We start from the raw sequence: 17872 nt of genomic DNA on the forward strand, positions 1-17872 counted from the left end.
ATGACCGCACGGCACACGACGGCGCCGGCCGCCAAGGTCCTTCCCCCGCTCGCGCCCAGCCCCCGTCCGCGGCGTCCCCGCACCGCCCTCGCGATGTCGCGGGAGACCCGCGACGCCCTGCGCGACGAGGGCGCCATCGACCTGCTTCGCGAGGTGGCCGACCTCGATCCGGACCTGCTGGTCACCAACTTCGCGGACCCCTCCGCCGCCACTACCCTTGGCCGGACAGAAGTGCTGCTCACCCACTGGGGATGTCCGCCGCTGACGGAGCAAGCGCTCGCGGCAATGCCCCAACTACGGGCCGTCGTCCACGCCGCAGGGTCCGTCAAGCACCATGTGACCGACGCCGTGTGGGAGCGCGGCATCACCGTGTCCAGCGCCGCATCGGCCAACGCGCTGCCGGTCGCCGAGTACACGTTGGCCGCGATCCTCCTCACCGGCAAACGGATCCTGGAGAGCGCGGGTGCCTACCGTGATCGGCGCGCCCCGTACCCGCTGCTGCCCTACTTCGCCGGTCACGGCAACTACCGGCGGGTCGTTGGCATCGTCGGCGCCTCGCGCACCGGCCGGCGCGTGATCGAACTGCTGCGGCCGTTCGACTTCACCATCCTGGTCCACGACCCCTATCTGGACGACGCCGGTGCCGCCCGTCTCGGGGCGCGGCCCGTCGGCCTCGACGAACTGACCCGGCTCAGTCAGGTCATCTCCATCCACGCCCCCCAACTACCCGAAACGCACCACATGTTCGACGCCAGGCGGCTGGCCCTGCTGTCCGACGGGGCCACACTGATCAACACCGCACGCGGCTCCCTGGTCGACACGGACGCGCTCCTCACCCACCTGACGTCCGGACGCATCCAGGCAGTCCTCGACGTCACCGACCCCGAGACACTGCCCGCCGAATCACCGCTGTTCCGGCTGCCGAACGTGCTCCTGACCCCGCACATCGCTGGCTCGCTGGGCAGCGAGCTAGGCCGCATGGCCGACTACGCATCCGCCGAGATCACCCGCTACGCCCGGGGCATGCCCTTCGCCCATGGTGTGGAGCCCCAGGACCTGGCTCGGACAGCGTGACGGTGGCGATCGTGCAGAGCGTGGGCTGCGTCGGCCCGGACGGCTCGTTCACCCGCACCCAGGCCGAGGCCAAGGGCGCGCCGTGGCCGAGGCCGCGGGCTGCAAGGAGCTGGTCAGAGAGATGGCGAGCGGAGTTCCGTGCCGGTCGACGATCAGGTGGTGCTTGCTTCCGGGCCGGGCACTGTCGACCGGCGAAGGTCCGGTGTGAGCCCCCTTTGAGGGCCCTGACGTGTGAACCGTCGATCGCGGCGTCGTCCATCTCCAGCAGCCCCTCTTTGCGCAGTTCCGCCAGGAGGACCTCGTGCCGACGGGGCCACACTCCGGCCTCGGTCCACTCCCGCAGACGCCGCCAGGCGTCACCCCGCTGCAGCCCACCAGCGCAGCGGGGACGTCTCGCCAGCTCACACTCTCGCGCAGCACGTAAACGATGCCGCGCAGCGCGGCACGGTCATCGGCCGGCAGCCGCCCGGGATGCCGGCGCCGTCGAGGCGGACGAACCGGCAGCAGCGGGCTATCCGTCCCACCGGTCATCAGGCACAAGATCAGCAGACACTCATCAGATCCTGCCGACTCAACACCCAACTGCCAAGCCACCACACCGATCTCATTCTGAAACGATCAGTTGGGCGACCCGCGGGCGGTCTAGCCTGCTCGGTCGAACGTGACTTCGGTGTCGATCGGAGCGGACCGCCACATCGCGCTGAGGAGCGGGTCCTGACCGATGAAACGGCGTGTTTCTGCGAGCGCCTCCGCTCTGGGCCCGCCAATGGTGGCGTGATCGAAGCCGCTGTCTCCGCCACCGCTGATGTGTAGGTCCGCCCAGGCGGGGCCCTCGGCGAAGCATGCTTGGAACTCCACCTTCCAGTACTGGGGCTGCCAGTACGGATCATCCCGGTCGCCGTCCTCGTTGATGGCCAGCAGTCGCCCAAGAGCCGGCGCAGGCCGATTCCCGGTCCAGTCCCAGACGCCCCACTCAACGATGAAGCCGTCACCGTCGTCCTCGGGACCCTCGATCCCCTCGACCGGTACTTGGACGAACTCCTCAAAGGCAGTCCACGCCGCCTCCAGGGTGCAGGCACCAGCGGCGACACCATGTCGGCCGAGAATCCGCTCGAACGCTGCGGCGCTGTACCGCCATGGGATGGACATGCCGTCAGGCTAGCCACTTCGATCGGCCTCGCCGGACTCAGGGCGGAGATCCAGGCCCTGACAATCCCTGCTTCTTGAAGTGCTCCAGGTCCCTGCCGCGTCGTTGCCGACTCCGTACATCAGGGCGTCTCCGGTCAGGATGTACACATGGCCGTCGTTTCCGATCGTGGTCGCGACCACCTGGTTGTGGCCGTTTCCGGTGCCGGGGACTGAGGCCCAGGAGTTCCACGAGCCCGTGTTGTAGTTGCCGCTGACGTTGTGCGCCCGAGCAACGGCACCCCGTCGTCCAGCGTGCGGCTGAGCCGGAACCCGCCCCCGGCGACCGCCTCAGCCGTGCCGGAATGCCCGGCCGCCCAGCGGCGCGGGGCCACCGCTGGATCCTCAGCCGAGCGGGCTCAGGAAGGTGAGGAGAGACTCCTTCTCCTGAATCAGCGGCTGGAGCGTCGCGTTGAACGGCGGGCCGTAGGGTGCCGCCAAGTGGGCCTGGAAGGCGGCCTCGTCCGCGTACACCTCAAATATCCAGTACGCCAAGTGGTCGAGTTCCTTGGTGTACACCTCGAACACCACGTTTCCTGGCTCTTCACGGACGCGCACAGCGTAATCCCGGACGAGCTCAGCGACGCGTTCCTCGCTTCCAGGGAGCACGGTGAACTCTGCCAGCAGTGTCTTCTTCATGTCCTGTCTCCTGTCTCTTTCGCCGGGGCGCCGGCGTGGCGGGACGGTGCGGAGGCGGGCCGTCGGTGGCCGGTAGCCTGCCCCCGCACCGTCGACCTGCGTGGGTGGTCAGCCGCGGTACGACCGCACCTGCCAGACCTTGGCGCTCTCCAGGCGGGCGGAGCCGCCTTCGGCGAAGAGCCGGACGCCGTCGCTGTCCGGACCGGGGAATACCTGGTCCGTGATCACGGCCTCGCCGTCGCCGCCGAACACCTCGACCGAGGACCAGTCGACGAGGATCCGGAGCTCGACCTTGCCGCCCTGGGCTGCCAGCGGTGCGCGGTGGATGCCGGGGAAGTCGCTGTGGAAGTCCACCGCTCCGGAGCGTGTCCGGTCGACGTACAGCTCCTGGGTCTCCTCGTCGTAACCGATGACGGTCTCCTGGCCCTGTCCGGTGCGCACCTTGAACCCGAAACGCTTGGCGTTTCCGAGGGTGAACGTGGCGCGGATGTCGAGGGCCTTGCCGTCGGCCCGGCCCGCTGCCAGCGGTATGGAGCCTTCCGTGATCCTGATGTCGTGGACCCCGACCGAGGGGCCGTGGAGCGACTCCACGGTGGAAACGGGTCGCTGCGTCAGCCGGATCCGGTCGCCCACGGTGCGCAGCGCCATCTCGCGCGGGATGCTCTGCGCGCTGCGCCAGGGGGAGGTCGGGATGTTGTTGCCGTATTGCCAGTTGTTCATCCAGCCGATCATGTGGCGCCGGCTGTCCGGGGCGCCCTCCCAGGAGACGGCGGCGTAGTAGTCCTTGCCGTAGTCGACCCAGTCAGCCCGCCGCAGGTTCGAGAGGGCGGGCTGGTCGGCGGCGACGAAGTGGTCGGCTATGACGTGTCCCCAGCCGGCCTTGTTCATGTCGACGATCTGGATGGTGGCCTGCTTGCCCTGGTGGGCGCGCAGGTCGAAGGAGGCCCAGTCCAGGCTGCCGCTGTCCGCGCCGGTCCTGCTCTGGACGACCTTGCCGTCGATGAGGAGGTCGACCGCCGTTTCGGTCGAGCGGGGGCGCGCGGGGGTGTCGGACTGCATCACCTGGTCGAGCAGGATGTGGCCCCAGCCGCCGGTGTTCTCGTCGACGACCTCGATGTGCGCGGTCCGGCCGGCGAGGTCGCCGACGTCCCAGGACGTCCAGTTGAGCTCTTCCGAGTCGGAGCCGGTGGCGCTGCGCACGGTCTTGTTGTCGACGACGAGCCGGACGGCGGTGGGCGTGTCGGATCCGGAGGGGTGGTTGCCGCCGCCGACGAGGAAGTTGATGTGCTTCGCGGTGAGGGTGAACTCGGGCGAGGTGAGGGTGCCCGTGGTCGCGTCGCCGTCGAGGAAGCTGTTCACCAGACTGTTGCCGTTGTGGCCGGTCACCGTGTTCTGCCCGGGGAGGGTGCCGCGTGCGGGGCCGTTGCCGAAGGCGGTGCCCGGGGTGGTCCAGGAGCCGTAGCCGTCCTGCTCGAAGTCGGCGAGGAGCTTTCCCGCCGGCGCGGGGGAGGCGCCTGTCACTGAGCCGGGGACGTGTGGGTGGCGGCCGCCGGCCACCTTGAAGTTGAGGTACGGGCTGGTGACGGTGAAGGGGGGTGAGGTGAGGGTGCCCGTTTCGTGGTCGCCGTTGTGGAGACTGTCGACGAGTCCCTTGCCCTCGAAGCCGCTCGTGTCCGAGGTCCCCGGCGCGGGCGCGGGGGCAGGCCCGTCACCGAAGGCGGTGCCGGTCGTCTGCCATACGCCGTAGTCGGGTCCCTCGAAGTCCTGCACCACCAGGCCGGCCGGGGGTGTGTAGGAGCCGTCGTCGTCGGCGGTGAACCGCTTGCCGTCGAAGTCGCCTACGAAGTACTGGGCGGCCGAGCCTCCGGCGATGCCGCCGGGGTTGATGTTGACGACGAGCACCCACTTGATGCGCTTGGGGTCACCGTCGACGGGCAGCGGGAACAGGTCCGGGCACTCCCAGACGCCGCCCACGGCGTTCCGCGGGCCGAAGTCGCTCAGATGCGTCCAGCTCTTGAGGTCCTTGGAGGAGTAGAACCGGACTTTGTGCTCCGTGGACAGTGAAACCGTCATCAGCCAGCTCTTGGTGGGTGCGTACCACTGGACCTTGGGGTCGCGGAATTCCTTGGAACCGATGTCGAGCACGGGGTTTCCGGAGTACTTGGTCCAGGTGCGGCCGCGGTCGGTGCTGTACGCGAGGGACTGGGCCTGCTCGCCGTCGTCCTTGTAGTGGCTGGTGTAGACGGCCACCATCGCGGGGTTCTCCTTGGTCCCGAACCCCGTGGTGTTGTCGTGGTCGACGACGGCGCTGCCGGAGAAGACCATCTCCTCGTCGTCGTGCGTAAGGGCAAGGGGGAGTTCCTGCCAGTGCACCAGATCGTTGCTGACGGCGTGGCCCCAGGACATGTTGCCCCAGGTGTTCCCGCTCGGGTTGTACTGGTAAAAGAGGTGGTACTCGCCCTTGAACCAGACGAGCCCGTTGGGGTCGTTCATCCAGTTCTTCGCGGGGCTGAAGTGGAACTGGGGTCGGTAGGTCTCGGTGTACGGCGGGCTGTCCTCCGCCGCCGCCTGCGGGGCGACGGAGGTGACGGTCAGCGCGCAGGTCGCGACTGCGGCGGCGACGAGGCGCAGGGGGACACGACGGCGTGCGGGGACTCGGCTCATGGTTTCTCCTGCACTGGGGGCGGCGGCGTCGGCTCCGCGTCCGCTGCGGTGGTACGACGCCGGTGGATGCGCAGTGCCGGGCGGTGGGGGCGACCCGGGAAACGGGATGTCATCGATGACATGTGACAGCGACGACATCCGCTGGGGAGTGATGATGTGTGGGCACCGGTCGGCGCGTCAATGGCCTGGGCCGAGTTCGTCTGGGTAGCCGTCAGCCGGCCGTGCGTCCGACCGCGGGCTCCGGCAGCCGCAACTGGCCGGCCCACGGCGGATTCGGCCCGACGACACCACAGGTCAGCGCCGCCACCCGGGCCGCGAACGTGCAGGCGTCGACAACGTCGTCGACCCGCAGATCCGTCAGTCGACCGCCGAGGAGACCCTTGGCGGCGAGATGGTGCAGCAGCCCTGCGGTGAACGAGTCGCCCGCGCCGACGGTGTCGACCACGTTGGTCGGGGGCGACGGTACGAAGGCCCGCTCGCTGTTCAGTGAGGCGACCGCGCCGCGCTCCCCGCGGGTGATCACCACGAGTGGGACGCCCGCCGCGTGCCAGGCGTCGCAGGCGCGCTCGATCGTGTACTCGGGCAGCAGCAGTTCCAGGTCGTCCTCGCTCAGGCGGAGGATGTCCGCAGTCGCGCACCAACGCGGCAGGCGTTCGCGGTAGACCTCCGGTCCCACGAGCAGCGGCCGGACGTTCGGGTCGATGGAGATCGTGGCCGTCGCGGAGGCGCGGGTGAGGAAGTCTTCCACGACCGCGCCGCCGGGCTCGCGTACCAGCGCCAGGGAACCCGCATGCAGGCAGGCCGTGGAGGTCAGGTCCGCTGCGGCCAGTTCGTCCGCCGTCCACTGCCAGTCCGCAGTGCCCTGGGCGTGGAAGAAGTACGCGGCCCGGCCCTGGGCGTCGAGCTCGGCGACCGCCAACGTGCTGGGCTCAGGGGCGTGTACCGCGGCCGTGAGGTCCACGCCCGAGGCTTCCAGGTGCCTGCGGAACAGGCGCCCGAAAACATCGTCGGACAGCCGCGCGAGGAAGCGTGCGGGCGTGCCCAGGCGGGCGAGCGCCACGGCTGTGTTCGCCGGACCGCCGCCCGGCAGAACCCTCAGGGAGAGCTCGCCCGGCACGGACTCGGGGACGGTGAAGGCGTCCGCGACGCATTCTCCAAGGACGGTGACCAGAGGCAGGCGCATGGCTCGTTCTCTCCAGGTGGGCAGCGCAGAAAGGCTGCGTTTTCAAGGGGCCTTGAGGAAGCGCACGGGAAGCGGCGCTCTCGGTGTGAGGCGGTGCAGGCGGGCGGCGTTGCCGATTTGTGACGGCGCCAAGGCATTGACGTTTCCGGGTGACAGAGTTCATCATCCTCCGCAAGCAGTGTCAACGATGACATCAGTCGGCGCCGGCACCGCTTCCCACGCATCCGGCAGCAGTAACCCCCCTGTGCGCCGCGTCCCTTCGACGCGCGGCCGTTCCGCCTTCGCCCAGCAGGAGACCAGTCATGCTTCGCAGAAACCGCACCCTCCGTGCCTCCATCGGATTCACCGCTCTCGCCGCTGTCTCGGCGCTGACCCTGACAGCCTGCGGCTCCGGTGCCCAGGGAGGGTCCGGGGGCGGTGGCACCAAGGTCGGCTTGATCACCAAGACCGACACCAACCCGTTCTTCGTGAAGATGAAGGAGGGCGCCGAGCAGGCCGCGAAGGACAACGGCGTCGAACTCGTCAGCGCTGCCGGAAAGTTCGACGGCGACAACGCAGGCCAGGTCACCGCCATCGAGAACATGGTCAACTCCGGTGTGAAGGGCATCCTCATCACGCCCAACGACTCCAAGGCGATCGTCCCCGCCCTCGAAAAGGCACGCGCCAAGGGCATCCTGGTGATCGCGCTCGACAGCCCGACCGATCCCCAGGACGCCACCGATGCCCTCTTCGCCACCGACAACGTCAAGGCGGGCGAGCTCATCGGCCAGTACGCCAAGGCTGCCATGGCCGGCAAGCAGGCGAAGATCGCCACCCTGGACCTCGCGCCCGGCGTCGCAGTGGGCGTGCAGCGCCACCAGGGCTTCCTCAAGGGCTTCGGCGTCACCGAAGACGACCCGTCGATCGTGTGCATGCAGGACACCGGCGGCGATCAGGCCAAGGGCCAGACCGCGATGGAAAACTGCCTCCAGAAGTCTCCGGACATCAACGTCGTCTACACGATCAACGAGCCGGCCGCGCTGGGCGCCTACACCGCGCTCAAGGCGAAGGGTCTCGAGAAGAAGGTGCTGGTCGTTTCCGTCGACGGCGGCTGCACCGGCACGAAGGCCGTCAAGGAAGGCAAGATCGCGGCGACCTCGCAGCAGTACCCGCTCCAGATGGCGTCCCAGGGCGTCAAGGCGGTCGCCGCATTCGCCAAGGACGGCAAGAAGACGCCCGGCTACACCGACACCGGCGTCACGCTCATCACCGACGCGGCCAAGCCGGGCGTCGATGCCAAGGACACCGCCTACGGTCTCGAGAAGTGCTGGGGCTGAGCCCGGCCATCGAGGTGCGCCGCGAAAGTCCTCTCCCGGCCGGCCGCTCCGGTAGCCGAGCGGTGACCTGAACCCCGCCTCCCCGGCCGGCCGCTCCCGTGGCCGAGCGGTGACCTGAACCCCGCCTCGCCGGCCGGCCGCTCCCGTAGCCGAACGGTGACCCGAACCCCGCCTCCCCGCCCCTGAGGCCATTCCGCCCGCGCTCTTCGGGGAATCTCCTCACGGCACTCCTCGGACTCTCCGGCGAACGCCTCCCGCGGTGAACAGCCTCTCGGCATGCACTCCCTGACGATCTCTCTGCTTCGCCGACAACCGACCACCGGCAAGGACCACCATGACTGCCACAACCCTGCCCTACGACCAGCTGAAAGGACCGACCACGGTCCGCCGGCTGCTCACCACACCGACCACGGGCCCTCTCGTCGCCCTGCTGCTGGCCTGTGTCTTCTTCTCCCTGACGACCGAGCAGTTCCTCTCCGGCGGGAACTTCTCACTGATCGTCCAGCAGGTCATGGTCGTGGGCACACTGGCCATCGGCCAAACCCTGATCATCCTCACCGCCGGCATCGACCTCTCGTGCGGTGCCGTCATGGCGTTCGGCAGCATCGTCATCGCGAAGACGGCTGTCGAGGGCGGTCTGCCACCACTCGCCGCGATCGCTCTCGGTCTGGTCGTCTGCGCCGGCTTCGGTCTGGTCAACGGCCTGCTGGTGCAGATGATCCCGCTCCCGCCGTTCATCGTCACCCTCGGCATGCTGAACGTGGCGTTCGCACTGACCCACATCTACTCGGCCGAGCAGACGATCACCAACCTGCCGGCGCCGTTGACCGCCCTCGGCGAAACGTTCCCTCTGGGCAACACCGACATCACCTACGGCTCGCTGGTGACGATCGCCCTGTTCCTGCTCTTCGCCTACGCGCTCAGCGGCACCTCCTGGGGCCGGCACGTGTACGCGCTCGGCAACAGCCCCGAGGCCGCCCGCCTCAACGGCATCCGCACCTCCCGGCTGACGATCGGCCTCTACACCCTGGCCGGAGCCGTCTACGGAATCGCCGCGCTGCTCCTGATCTCCCGCACCGGCGTCGGTGACCCGCAGGCTGGACAGACCGACAACCTGGACAGCATCACCGCCGTCGTCCTCGGTGGTACCAGCCTCTTCGGCGGCCGGGGCGCCGTCCTCGGTACCTTCATCGGCGTCCTCATCGTCGGTGTGTTCCGCAACGGCCTCCAGTTGATGGGCGTCGCCTCCATCTACCAGACCCTGATCACCGGTGCGCTGGTCATCCTGGCCGTGACCGTCGACCAGATCTCCCGGAGGAAGACCCGATGAGCACCGCCGATATCACGCCCGTACTCCAGGCCCGTGGCCTGGTCAAGCGGTACGGCCACGTCACCGCCATCGACGGCGCCGACTTCGACCTGCTGCCCGGCGAGGTCCTCGCAGTGATCGGCGACAACGGCGCCGGTAAGACGAGCCTGATCAAAGCCCTCACCGGCGCGCTCACCCCCGACGAGGGCGAGATCCGGCTGAACGGCGAACCCATCAGGTTCACCGGCCCGCAGAGCGCCCGGCAGCACGGCATCGAAACCGTCTACCAGGACCTGGCCGTCGCCGCCTCCATGGACATAGCCTCCAACATGTTCCTCGGGCGCGAACTGCGCCGGCCGGGCTTCCTCGGCAGCGCGCTGCGCATGCTTGACAAGAAGCGCATGCGCCAGGAGGCGGCCGCCCACATGGCTGATCTCAAGATCGGCCTGAGGTCGCTCACCCAGCCGGTGGAGACGCTGTCCGGAGGCCAGCGCCAGGCCGTTGCCGTCGCGCGGTCCGTCGCCTGGGCCAAGAGCGTCGTCGTGATGGACGAGCCCACCGCCGCGCTGGGCGTCAAGGAGTCGGGACAGGTCCTCGACCTGATCCGCCGCGTCCGCGACAAGGGCATGCCCGTGGTCCTGATCAGCCACAACATGCCGCACGTCTTCGAGATCGCCGACCGCATCCACATCCACCGGCTCGGCCGGCGCGAGGCGCTGATCAAGCCGTCCGACCATTCCATGGCCGAGGTCGTCGCCATCATGACGGGGGCGCTCAGGGTGGACGACAATGGCGGTACGGTCGTTGCCGACGCGGATGCCGCCGAGGCGGCAGGCGTGTCTGCTCACTGAGTTGCCGCAGGGGTAACGCGCAGACCGTAGGGTCGCCGCACAGTCAGGACAGCGGGCCCGGCCCTGGGCAGGGGCCGGGCCCAGCGAATGCACAGGAACGGTGGTACATGGCCGCGAACCGTCGCCCCACACTGGCCGATGTCGCCAGGGAAGTGGGCGTCAGTGCCAAGACGGTGTCCCGGGTGCTCAACGAGGACGGGCCGAGTTCCCCGCAGACCCGCGAGCGCGTGCTCGCCGCAGTGGCGAAGCTCGGCTTCCAGCCGAACCTGATGGCCCGCAACATCCGCGTCGGAGGCCCCGACACCACCGTCGGCCTGGTCGTGCCCGACCTCGGCAATCCCTTCTTCGGAACCGTCGCCGGCGGCATAGAGGACGTCGTGCGCGGCCGGGGGCTCACCCTGCTCATGGGCTCGTCGGCCGAAGACCCGGACCGCGAAAAGGCGTTGATCCAGACGTTCCTCGCCCGGCGTGTCAGCATGCTGATGGTCGTCCCCGCGTTCGGAGCCGACCACAGCCATCTCAAGGCACCACGCACGGCCGGGCTACCGGTGGTGTTCCTCGACCGTCCGGGAGCCGGACTCTCCGCCGACTGTGTGGTCAGCTCCAACCAGACCGGCGTCCGCGAGGGCGTCTCCCACCTCATCGCCCGCGGCCATCACCGGATCGGTTTCATCGGAGACCTCCCCACCAAGCTCTACACCCGGCGCGAACGGCTCGCCGGTTACCGCTCGGCGCTCGCCGAAGCCGGCCTGCCCTACGACCGGACCCTGGTGACCGGCGGGCACGGCCAGGACGGGGCCGCCGCCGAGACCACCGCACTGCTGGCGCTGCCGCATCCCCCCACCGCCCTGTTCGCGGCGAACAACATCATGGCTCTCGGGGTCATCGCCCAGCTCACCCGCGCGGGACGCAAGGACATCGCTCTGGTCGCCTTCGACGACCTCCCGCTCGCCGAGGTCCTCGAACCGGCCCTGACCGTCGTGTCCCAGGACCCGGCGACCATCGGTGAGACGGCAGCCAGGACCGCCCTCGCCCGTCTGGACGGCGACCGCACACGCGCCCGGACCATCATGGTCCCCACCCGCCTGGTGGTCCGCGGCTCCAGCGAACCATCTCCGTGACCCGCGGAGCCGGCACCGGCCGAGAGCTGAACAGCATCCTCGCGGCTGAGGTCTACCCCAGTTTGCTGGCATCTCTGCATCACACCGCTCCCGGGCCGTTCGATCGATGTACTTCGTTGCTCTGACTTCGGGCTCCGGCAATCAACTGCTCGATGCCATCGATACGGTGCCGGCCTTCAGGGCGGGGACGGGATCGACGACCGGCGCTCACTGAGCTTGTTCTTCAGGGTCTGAACTGGTCAGTGCAGCAGGGTGTCTGTGAACGTCTCGCGGTGGGTAACCAGACAGGCTTGTATACGGTCCCAGCGTTCCCAGCCGCCGCGCTCGGTCAGCGCCTTGACGTGAATCGGGTCACCGTCGGCCACGCGGTCGGCGACGCAGTCCCGGCAGGTCTGGGTGGCCTGTTCGATGACGCCCGGTAGTTCGGCGCGTTCCTGCGGGGAGAGGCCGTAGCTGTCGGCGAGGATCCGCAGTCGTGCGGGTACGTCCAAGCCTGCGGGGTAGAGGGCATCGGCAGATGCAGGATCGAGCATGGGGGCCCAGTAGCGGGCGGTCATGGCGACGTCCCAGAGGGGGCGTCCCGGAGCCGCCAGGTCGAAATCGATCAGGGCGAACGCATGGCCGTCGCGGAAGACGACGTTGTCCGGGCAGACGTCGTTGTGGCACAGCATCGTTCCTCCGGTCGTGCGGTGAGTGTGCTGAGATTTCGGGGGTAGGCAGGTTGCACATTTTTTTGTGGCGTTTCGGGCAGTGGGGGCGGATGTATGGATCTGGCTGGGCAGGACGAGGGCCGGCATCCGCTGGCGGAGGGTGCGTTGTCGGTCTCTGCCACGTTCGAGGGCAGCGAGCAGATTGCCGTTGCTCGGGATATGGCCTGCGTGTTCCTGATGTCGGTGCAGGCTGATCATGGGCTGCCGGTGTCGCAGCGGGCGATGGGCTCGGTCCAGCTGGTGGTGAGTGAGCTGGTGACCAACGCCCGCAAATATGCCCAAGGGCCGTGTGAGCTGACGCTGGAGGTGCGCGAGGGCGCGGTGGAGGTGACGGTGTGGGACAGCGGCACGGCACTCCCATCGATCCTGGCGCCGGATCCGACCCGGATCGGTCAGCACGGGCTGGAGATCGTCATGGCGATGTGCCGCAGCTTCGAGGTGCACCGCGAGCGGATCGGCAAACGCGTCAAGGCGACCGTCGTCCTGGCCGACGACCCGGACGGTGGCGCAGCCGGCCACCAGGTGATGTGAACACACGGCCGGGTTCAGGGCAGCAGCTCACTCCGGCCGAGATCACGGGCGCTCGTGCTCTCGTCCTCAGGGGAGCGGGCTCGTCCTGGCCGCTCCGTCCCCGGCGAGAGCCTGAGGGCGGGGGCGGGACGATGACACCGACACCGGTGGCGACGCTGGGGCGCCCGCCGACCCGGCCACGGGCGCGAGCAGCGGCCAGGCCCGCGCGGGTGCCCTGGACGATAAGTGCGAGGATCAAGTCGGCGAGCGAGGACGAGGCGGCCGCCGGGGGTCGTGCTGTCGATGTTGGGCCTTGACCCTTGATGTTGAACACTCGAGACACTGGATCCTGCTGATCTGAGGACGGACATCTCGTGGTCATGAAGAACTACCCGCCGGAGTTCAAGGCGGACGCGGTCGCGCTGTACGAGTCGCGGCCCGCGGCGATCAGGTCGGTCGCCGCCGATCTGGGGATCAACCCGGAGACCCTGCGGAACTGGGTCCGGGCAGCCGGAGTGAGCCGTCCCCGGGGACGGCGGACGCAGGAACCGGCCCAGCCGCCGGCCCCGCTGGAGGCTGAGAACGCGGCCTTGCGGAAGAAGGTTCGCGAGCTCGAGGAGGAACGCGAGATCCTGCGGAAGGCCGCCACGTATTTCGCCCGGGGAGACGCGCTGGTGAACCGCTTCCAGTGTGTCGCCGACCTTCAGCGCCGTTACGGCGTGAAGCGGCTGTGCACCATCCTCGGCGTCAGCCGCTCGAGCTTCTACTACTGGCGTCGGACTGCCACGGACCGGGCCGCCAGACAGGTAGCCGACGCCCGCCTGGCCGCCCGGATACGGGGTCAAGGCCCAATCGATCACGGCGCCCGCCTGGGCATTGATGTCGACGTCGTCCGCCGCGGCCCTGATCAGAAGGGTTTCGCAATCATCCCCAGGCGCCGTGGCATGGAGAGGGCATTCGGCTGGCTCATGCATCATCGCCGGCTCGCCCGTGACTACGAGACTCACCCCCACCGCTCAGAGGCCATGATTCGCGTTGCGATGATCGACCTCATGAGCCGCAGGCTGACCCGACAGTCCACCCCGAACTGGAAAAACGCATGCGGACCCAGCGAGAGCAGCCCCAACCCGGCGGCCAAGCCCAGCCAGCGATGCGAGAGGATGCACCATCCGACCATCACGAGAGAGGGGGCGACGGTGACAGAACCGGACGCAGTGGACCTGATCCACCTGGAAGATGCAGACGGCAACCGCTGCATCATCCGAGTGACCGGCCGCTACCAGCCGGGAGTGCTGACCGGCCATGACGTCCTGCGGGCCGATGTCCTCGCCTCCGCCGACTTCCTTGACGCCCGGCTCGAACTCTTCCTGTTCCAGCAGGACCTCGACGCCTGGCAGCGCGACCTGGCCCAGCTCGCGCCGGGCGCGGATGCGAGCATCGGTGGCGACCGCGGACTGAGCCTCGTCTTTCACATGCATGAGGACCGCTCCTTGTCCGTGACTGTCGACGACCCCGACCGCCTCACCGCAGCGCTCTCGCTACGGCCGCAGGAGACCTGGATCCCAGAGCATCAACAGCGGCTTAAGCACATTCGCGAAATCTGGCCGACTGAAGTCGTAGAGACGGCTCCCATGGCCTACGAGTGGAGTCCTAGCCGCAGGCCTTGAATTGCGTCGGTCCGCGAAAATCTCGACTTCTCAGACATGCCTGGCGGAACAAAACGCTCTTTGAATAATCTGGTTTCGGGTCGGACCTTTCCCCTGCGGCGACCAGTTCGGTTGAGACGCTGGAGTGCCGAAAATATCGGGCTATGTGATCTCGGACGGGGCACCGGATGTCGTCTCAGCCGATCTGGTCCGGCTCTGCTGTTCCGAACCGGTACCACGCCGATGGTGTCGGTGCGCAGGCGGCGCAGGGAGGCGTCGGCGAACTTCCGGATCTGCTCCGGGCGACTGTCGACGCCGGAGATCGCGCCGTCCTTGATGTGCTCGATGACGACCTGGTCCCGTACGGGGGCCAGCTCCTCGCCCACCAGTTCCTCATTGACGTACGGCCCGTAGACCTCGGCGGTGTCAAAGAATGTGACGCTCCGGTCGACGGCGGCGCACAGCACGCCGATCATGTCGTCGTGGCTTCCGGGGTTGGGTGCCATGAAACCCTCGCCCCATGAACCGTGATAATCCATTGCTCAAGATCCACTTTCGATACACGTAGGCCATTTCGTTTGGATCACCGCGCGGACCAGAGGAAGATGCCCGCGATGTGACGTCCGGCCAGGTAGATGGTTGCGGTCTTCTCGTAGCGGGTGGCGATGCCTCGCCACTGTTTCAAGCGGTTGATGCAGCGTTCGACGGTGTTGCGCTGTTTGTATGCCTCGCGGTCGAAGGCGGGTGGTCTGCCGCCCCGGCTTCCGCGCCGCAGACGGTGGCCGCGCTGGTCGGCCGGGACGGGGATGACCGCTCGGATCCCGCGTTTGCGCAGGTGCTCGCGGATCGCGCGGGAAGAGTACGCCTTGCCGGCCAGGACCACGTCCGGCCTGGTGCGGGGCCGTCCTCGCCGTCGAGGGACGCGAAGGCGGGCCATGACGTGAGCGAAGGCGGGTGCGTCACCGGCCTGTCCGGCGGTGAGCACGAAGGCCAGTGGTCGGCGTTGGGCATCGGAGGCCAGGTGGATCTTTGTGCTCAGTCCGCTGCGGGACCGGCCAATGGCATGGTCTGCCGGCTCGCCTGCCGGGGTCTTTCTGCGGGGCCCAGCCGCGTGCTGGTGTGCGCGCACGATGATGGAGTCCACCGAGACGGCCCAGTTGAGGTCGTCGTCGGCGTCGGCCTGCGCGACCAGCGCGGTGGACACCCGCTCCCAGGTGCCGTCGATGGCCCACACCCGCAGCCGGTTGTGGACGCCCCGCCAGTTGCCGACTTCTCAGGGAGGTGGATCCACTGCGACCTCGTCTGGAACTTCCAGGCGATCGCGTCGATCACCTCTCGGTCGTCCCGCCACCGGCCACCCCGTGCGGCGTCCGGTCTGGGAGTAACGGCTCGATTCGCGCCCATTGCGTCAGTCAACGGCACACACGAATAACGACCGGCGGGGCTGGTTGGAACGGCGCCGCCGTCAGTCAGTCGGCCCAGTGCGGAGCCGCTGTACGTCCCGCACGAGCGTATACGAGGCGCTGAGGAAGATCACGGCTCCAGCCACGAGCCAGAGGATCGACGCCCCAGAGCGGTATTCACGAAAGCCCGCAACGACCAGCATCACGCTGGCAAGGACGCCGAAGGCCGAGATCAGAGCGCTGATGCGGTGAGTCACACGGGCATTATCAACAACAACCTCGGCCAGCGGAAGTGATCTAAACGAAACGGCCTGGTGCCGCATCAGGCAACGTTCGCCCCGTCCCCGTCCTCCGGTGCCGGAGTGGTTGCGATCAGTCGGTTCGTGATCTCCTCGGCAGTCAGCACGAGTGCGAAGCCCTTGCGCAGCACGGCGAGTTCTGGTTCCTGGCGGGACTCGTCGTCGGTGGCCGTGGTGTCGGATCCGAAGACGACCTTGTAGCCGCGTTCGTATGCCTGCCGGGCCGTGGTGCCGCAACAGTAGTTGGTGAGGGTGCCCGTGACGATGACCGTATCGCGGCCGAGGTTGCGCAGCATCGTGTCGAGCGGGGTGTCGTAGAACGCGCCGTAGGAGGGCTTGCGGATCAGGGCCTCGTCGTGGCGGCGGCCCATCGGAGCCCACACCTCGGCGGGGCCCGGGCGGCGCCAGTCGGTGTCGGCATGCGGGAGGAAGGGCAGGGCCTGCGGTCGGTCCAGTCCGAGGTGGGTGTCGTCGAAGATGCTCCAGATCACCGGGATCGAGGCGGCCCGGCAGTCCTCGACCAACTGCCGCAGCCGGGGCGCCATCCGGGTGGCCGCGGGCACCCAGTAGGGGCTCCAACCGGGGCGGACGAATTCGTCCTGCATGTCGATGACCAGCAGCGCCGTGCGCTCGGGACGCACGTCGAACGATGCCCGGCCCTGCTCGTAGGCGTCGCGCGCTCGCGCGGTCACCCATTCCTCGGTATACGCCATCCCCGCCCCTTACATCGATTCGAGGTACCTCGCTTCGATGTGCGAGAGTAGCAGCATGCTGGAACTCGCGATCCTGGGATTCCTGGCCGAGGGGCCACTGCACGGCTACCAACTGCGCCGCCGGATAGCGCACTTGTCCGGCCATGCCCGTCCGGTCAGCGACGGCAGCCTCTATCCGGCTATCAACCGCCTGGTCAAGGCCGGGCTACTCGACCGCAGAGCCGAGCCAGGCGCCTCGGCCGTCCAGCGGCACACCCTGAGTCTGACGGCAGCCGGCCGCACCGAGCTGCTGCGCCGGCTGCGGGAAGCCGACGGCCTGGACATCAGCGACAGCACCCGGTACTTCACGGTCCTGGCCTTTCTCTCCCAGCTTCCCGACCCCGCCCACCAGCACGCGGTACTGCGCCGGCGACTGGACTTCCTGGAACAGCCCGCCAGTTTCTTCCGCGATGGCGACCGCCTCCTGCGCGCCGAGGACACCGAGGACCCCTACCGCCGCGGCATGCTCACCATCGCCCGCGCCACCAGCCGCGCAGAACGTTCGTGGCTACGGGAACTACTGGCCTGACGCCGACACGGCGGGCCCCTGGCCTGCACCCGGATGGTCCCTCTGCCGCGAGACCGAGACCCGCACCACCCCGTTCACCGCCGCCATTGTTCTCCACCGCACGCGGCACTGGTCATCACCCGGGCCGGATCTGGACCTGCTCATCCGCACCGGCGGTGAACAGCGCACCTCCAACTTTCTGCCCTGGCAGTCGACCTACGCCGAACTCCTCTTCCGCGACACCCTGTGGCCGGACACCGACCGCACCCATCTGTGGCAGGCCATCGACACCTACACCCGCCGCGACCGCCGCTTCGGCGCCGCTCGGTCCCCACTCACCAACCCCGACGAACACTCATTCGCCGGGTGCTCTTGTGTGATCCGTACCGGCCACCCGGAGTTCTCGGACCGAGCATCGCTCTGCACCCGGCCCGCCGCTCACTCCTTTCCCCTCTCACACTTCGGCGCGGCGCAGGCGGTTTCCGCTTGCAGCCGGCCGGCCGCGCAGCTCCGCTACTTCTTCCACCCCCACTCTGCGTTTCGGGCGTCTCCCGGTCAGGCACACACCGGGGTGCGGGCCCGCGAAGGCAGCGCTGGACAGCCGGTGGCGGGGGCCGCGGGATGGCCGCCGGCAGCAGGCGTGCCGACGAGACACGGCCCGTGGCGAAGGGGCAAATCCAGGAAGTTTCGGTGAGCGGGACG

16 protein-coding genes and 5 pseudogenes are annotated in these 17872 nt (G+C 68.5%); 11 read left to right on the forward strand and 10 right to left on the reverse strand.

The window, feature by feature from the left end:
- Complete coding sequence (locus QFZ58_RS33075) at positions 1 to 1074, forward strand: hydroxyacid dehydrogenase (RefSeq protein WP_307128545.1); 1074 nt, start codon at positions 1 to 3, stop codon at positions 1072 to 1074.
- A 111-nt stretch (positions 1075 to 1185) separates the two neighbouring features.
- On the opposite strand, the pseudogene QFZ58_RS33080 reads toward QFZ58_RS33075, so the two are convergent.
- The 5 genes and pseudogenes from QFZ58_RS33080 to QFZ58_RS33100 form a co-directional block, all read right to left on the reverse strand.
- A pseudogene (locus tag QFZ58_RS33080) lies at positions 1186 to 1627 on the reverse strand (transposase); the annotation flags it as partial.
- A gap of 89 nt (positions 1628 to 1716) precedes the next feature.
- Entirely contained in the window at positions 1717 to 2223 is a 507-nt protein-coding gene (locus QFZ58_RS33085) for a hypothetical protein (RefSeq protein WP_307128546.1), read from the reverse strand.
- Between the two features lie 381 nt (positions 2224 to 2604).
- Positions 2605 to 2898 carry a putative quinol monooxygenase gene (locus QFZ58_RS33090; protein ID WP_307128547.1) on the reverse strand — a complete coding sequence of 98 codons (294 nt, stop codon included), beginning with the start codon at positions 2896 to 2898 and terminating at the stop codon, positions 2605 to 2607.
- Positions 2899 to 3006: 108 nt separating this feature from the next.
- Positions 3007 to 5562, reverse strand: coding sequence for a GH32 C-terminal domain-containing protein (locus tag QFZ58_RS33095; RefSeq protein WP_307128548.1), 2556 nt, complete (start codon positions 5560 to 5562; stop codon positions 3007 to 3009).
- A 211-nt stretch (positions 5563 to 5773) separates the two neighbouring features.
- Positions 5774 to 6745, reverse strand: coding sequence for a carbohydrate kinase (locus QFZ58_RS33100; RefSeq protein WP_307128549.1), 972 nt, complete (start codon positions 6743 to 6745; stop codon positions 5774 to 5776).
- Between the two features lie 302 nt (positions 6746 to 7047).
- Between QFZ58_RS33100 and QFZ58_RS33105 the strand changes: the two genes are divergently transcribed.
- The 4 genes from QFZ58_RS33105 to QFZ58_RS33120 all read left to right on the forward strand — a co-directional run bounded on the left by QFZ58_RS33105 (position 7048) and on the right by QFZ58_RS33120 (position 11342).
- Complete coding sequence (locus tag QFZ58_RS33105) at positions 7048 to 8061, forward strand: sugar ABC transporter substrate-binding protein (protein WP_307128550.1); 1014 nt, start codon at positions 7048 to 7050, stop codon at positions 8059 to 8061.
- 334 nt (positions 8062 to 8395) lie between these two features.
- On the forward strand, positions 8396 to 9391 hold the full coding sequence (locus tag QFZ58_RS33110; protein WP_307128551.1) for an ABC transporter permease: 996 nt from the start codon (positions 8396 to 8398) through the stop codon (positions 9389 to 9391).
- The gene (locus QFZ58_RS33115; protein WP_307128552.1) at positions 9388 to 10221 is read left to right on the forward strand and encodes an ATP-binding cassette domain-containing protein; all 834 of its coding nucleotides are present in this window, start codon (positions 9388 to 9390) and stop codon (positions 10219 to 10221) included. The genes QFZ58_RS33110 and QFZ58_RS33115 overlap by 4 nt, the downstream gene beginning before the upstream one ends.
- Before the next feature lie 107 nt (positions 10222 to 10328).
- The gene (locus tag QFZ58_RS33120) at positions 10329 to 11342 is read left to right on the forward strand and encodes a LacI family DNA-binding transcriptional regulator (protein WP_307128553.1); all 1014 of its coding nucleotides are present in this window, start codon (positions 10329 to 10331) and stop codon (positions 11340 to 11342) included.
- 239 nt (positions 11343 to 11581) lie between these two features.
- Here QFZ58_RS33120 and QFZ58_RS33125 read toward each other — a convergent pair whose 3' ends face one another.
- Positions 11582 to 12328: a phosphotransferase gene (locus QFZ58_RS33125; RefSeq protein ID WP_307129078.1), complete on the reverse strand. Its 747-nt coding sequence runs from the start codon at positions 12326 to 12328 to the stop codon at positions 11582 to 11584.
- Between QFZ58_RS33125 and QFZ58_RS33130 the strand changes: the two genes are divergently transcribed.
- The 4 genes and pseudogenes from QFZ58_RS33130 to QFZ58_RS33145 form a co-directional block, all read left to right on the forward strand.
- Positions 12212 to 12583: an ATP-binding protein gene (locus QFZ58_RS33130; RefSeq protein WP_307128554.1), complete on the forward strand. Its 372-nt coding sequence runs from the start codon at positions 12212 to 12214 to the stop codon at positions 12581 to 12583. The two genes, QFZ58_RS33125 and QFZ58_RS33130, sit on opposite strands and share 117 nt — an antisense overlap.
- Before the next feature lie 359 nt (positions 12584 to 12942).
- A pseudogene (locus QFZ58_RS33135) lies at positions 12943 to 13155 on the forward strand (transposase); the annotation flags it as partial.
- 258 nt (positions 13156 to 13413) lie between these two features.
- Positions 13414 to 13662 (forward strand): annotated as a pseudogene (locus tag QFZ58_RS33140) (IS5/IS1182 family transposase); the annotation flags it as partial.
- 126 nt (positions 13663 to 13788) lie between these two features.
- Positions 13789 to 14229, forward strand: a pseudogene (locus QFZ58_RS33145) (DUF5959 family protein); the annotation flags it as partial.
- On the opposite strand, the gene QFZ58_RS33150 reads toward QFZ58_RS33145, so the two are convergent.
- The 4 genes and pseudogenes from QFZ58_RS33150 to QFZ58_RS33165 all read right to left on the reverse strand — a co-directional run bounded on the left by QFZ58_RS33150 (position 14199) and on the right by QFZ58_RS33165 (position 16623).
- Positions 14199 to 14747 carry an aldo/keto reductase gene (locus QFZ58_RS33150; protein WP_307128555.1) on the reverse strand — a complete coding sequence of 183 codons (549 nt, stop codon included), beginning with the start codon at positions 14745 to 14747 and terminating at the stop codon, positions 14199 to 14201. The pseudogene QFZ58_RS33145 and the gene QFZ58_RS33150 sit on opposite strands and share 31 nt — an antisense overlap.
- 44 nt (positions 14748 to 14791) lie before the next feature.
- Positions 14792 to 15620: pseudogene (locus tag QFZ58_RS33155) on the reverse strand (IS5 family transposase).
- 53 nt (positions 15621 to 15673) lie between these two features.
- The gene (locus tag QFZ58_RS33160; protein ID WP_307128556.1) at positions 15674 to 15868 is read right to left on the reverse strand and encodes a hypothetical protein; all 195 of its coding nucleotides are present in this window, start codon (positions 15866 to 15868) and stop codon (positions 15674 to 15676) included.
- A gap of 65 nt (positions 15869 to 15933) precedes the next feature.
- A complete protein-coding gene (locus QFZ58_RS33165; RefSeq protein ID WP_307128557.1) occupies positions 15934 to 16623 on the reverse strand; it encodes a cysteine hydrolase family protein in 690 nt (229 codons plus the stop codon).
- 55 nt (positions 16624 to 16678) lie between these two features.
- Between QFZ58_RS33165 and QFZ58_RS33170 the strand changes: the two genes are divergently transcribed.
- Both QFZ58_RS33170 and QFZ58_RS34610 read left to right on the forward strand, forming a co-directional pair.
- Positions 16679 to 17191 carry a PadR family transcriptional regulator gene (locus QFZ58_RS33170; RefSeq protein WP_307128558.1) on the forward strand — a complete coding sequence of 171 codons (513 nt, stop codon included), beginning with the start codon at positions 16679 to 16681 and terminating at the stop codon, positions 17189 to 17191.
- Positions 17073 to 17864, forward strand: a complete 792-nt coding sequence (locus tag QFZ58_RS34610; RefSeq protein WP_373428630.1) for an undecaprenyl diphosphate synthase family protein — start codon at positions 17073 to 17075, stop codon at positions 17862 to 17864. The genes QFZ58_RS33170 and QFZ58_RS34610 overlap by 119 nt, the downstream gene beginning before the upstream one ends.
- Positions 17865 to 17872: the final 8 nt, after the last annotated feature.

This window comes from Streptomyces sp. B1I3, from assembly GCF_030816615.1.
GTDB lineage: Bacteria > Actinomycetota > Actinomycetes > Streptomycetales > Streptomycetaceae > Streptomyces.

What these genes read in the sequence shown, in the direction of transcription:
- QFZ58_RS33075 (WP_307128545.1), top strand. Translation starts at nt 1, where the DNA reads ATGACCGCACGGCACACGACGGCGCCGGCCGCCAAGGTCCTTCCCCCG.
- QFZ58_RS33085 (WP_307128546.1), bottom strand. Translation starts at nt 2,223, where the DNA reads ATGTCCATCCCATGGCGGTACAGCGCCGCAGCGTTCGAGCGGATTCTC.
- QFZ58_RS33090 (WP_307128547.1), bottom strand. Translation starts at nt 2,898, where the DNA reads ATGAAGAAGACACTGCTGGCAGAGTTCACCGTGCTCCCTGGAAGCGAG.
- QFZ58_RS33095 (WP_307128548.1), bottom strand. Translation starts at nt 5,562, where the DNA reads ATGAGCCGAGTCCCCGCACGCCGTCGTGTCCCCCTGCGCCTCGTCGCC.
- QFZ58_RS33100 (WP_307128549.1), bottom strand. Translation starts at nt 6,745, where the DNA reads ATGCGCCTGCCTCTGGTCACCGTCCTTGGAGAATGCGTCGCGGACGCC.
- QFZ58_RS33105 (WP_307128550.1), top strand. Translation starts at nt 7,048, where the DNA reads ATGCTTCGCAGAAACCGCACCCTCCGTGCCTCCATCGGATTCACCGCT.
- QFZ58_RS33110 (WP_307128551.1), top strand. Translation starts at nt 8,396, where the DNA reads ATGACTGCCACAACCCTGCCCTACGACCAGCTGAAAGGACCGACCACG.
- QFZ58_RS33115 (WP_307128552.1), top strand. Translation starts at nt 9,388, where the DNA reads ATGAGCACCGCCGATATCACGCCCGTACTCCAGGCCCGTGGCCTGGTC.
- QFZ58_RS33120 (WP_307128553.1), top strand. Translation starts at nt 10,329, where the DNA reads ATGGCCGCGAACCGTCGCCCCACACTGGCCGATGTCGCCAGGGAAGTG.
- QFZ58_RS33130 (WP_307128554.1), top strand. Translation starts at nt 12,212, where the DNA reads ATGGCCTGCGTGTTCCTGATGTCGGTGCAGGCTGATCATGGGCTGCCG.
- QFZ58_RS33150 (WP_307128555.1), bottom strand. Translation starts at nt 14,747, where the DNA reads ATGGATTATCACGGTTCATGGGGCGAGGGTTTCATGGCACCCAACCCC.
- QFZ58_RS33165 (WP_307128557.1), bottom strand. Translation starts at nt 16,623, where the DNA reads ATGGCGTATACCGAGGAATGGGTGACCGCGCGAGCGCGCGACGCCTAC.
- QFZ58_RS33170 (WP_307128558.1), top strand. Translation starts at nt 16,679, where the DNA reads ATGCTGGAACTCGCGATCCTGGGATTCCTGGCCGAGGGGCCACTGCAC.
- QFZ58_RS34610 (WP_373428630.1), top strand. Translation starts at nt 17,073, where the DNA reads ATGGCGACCGCCTCCTGCGCGCCGAGGACACCGAGGACCCCTACCGCC.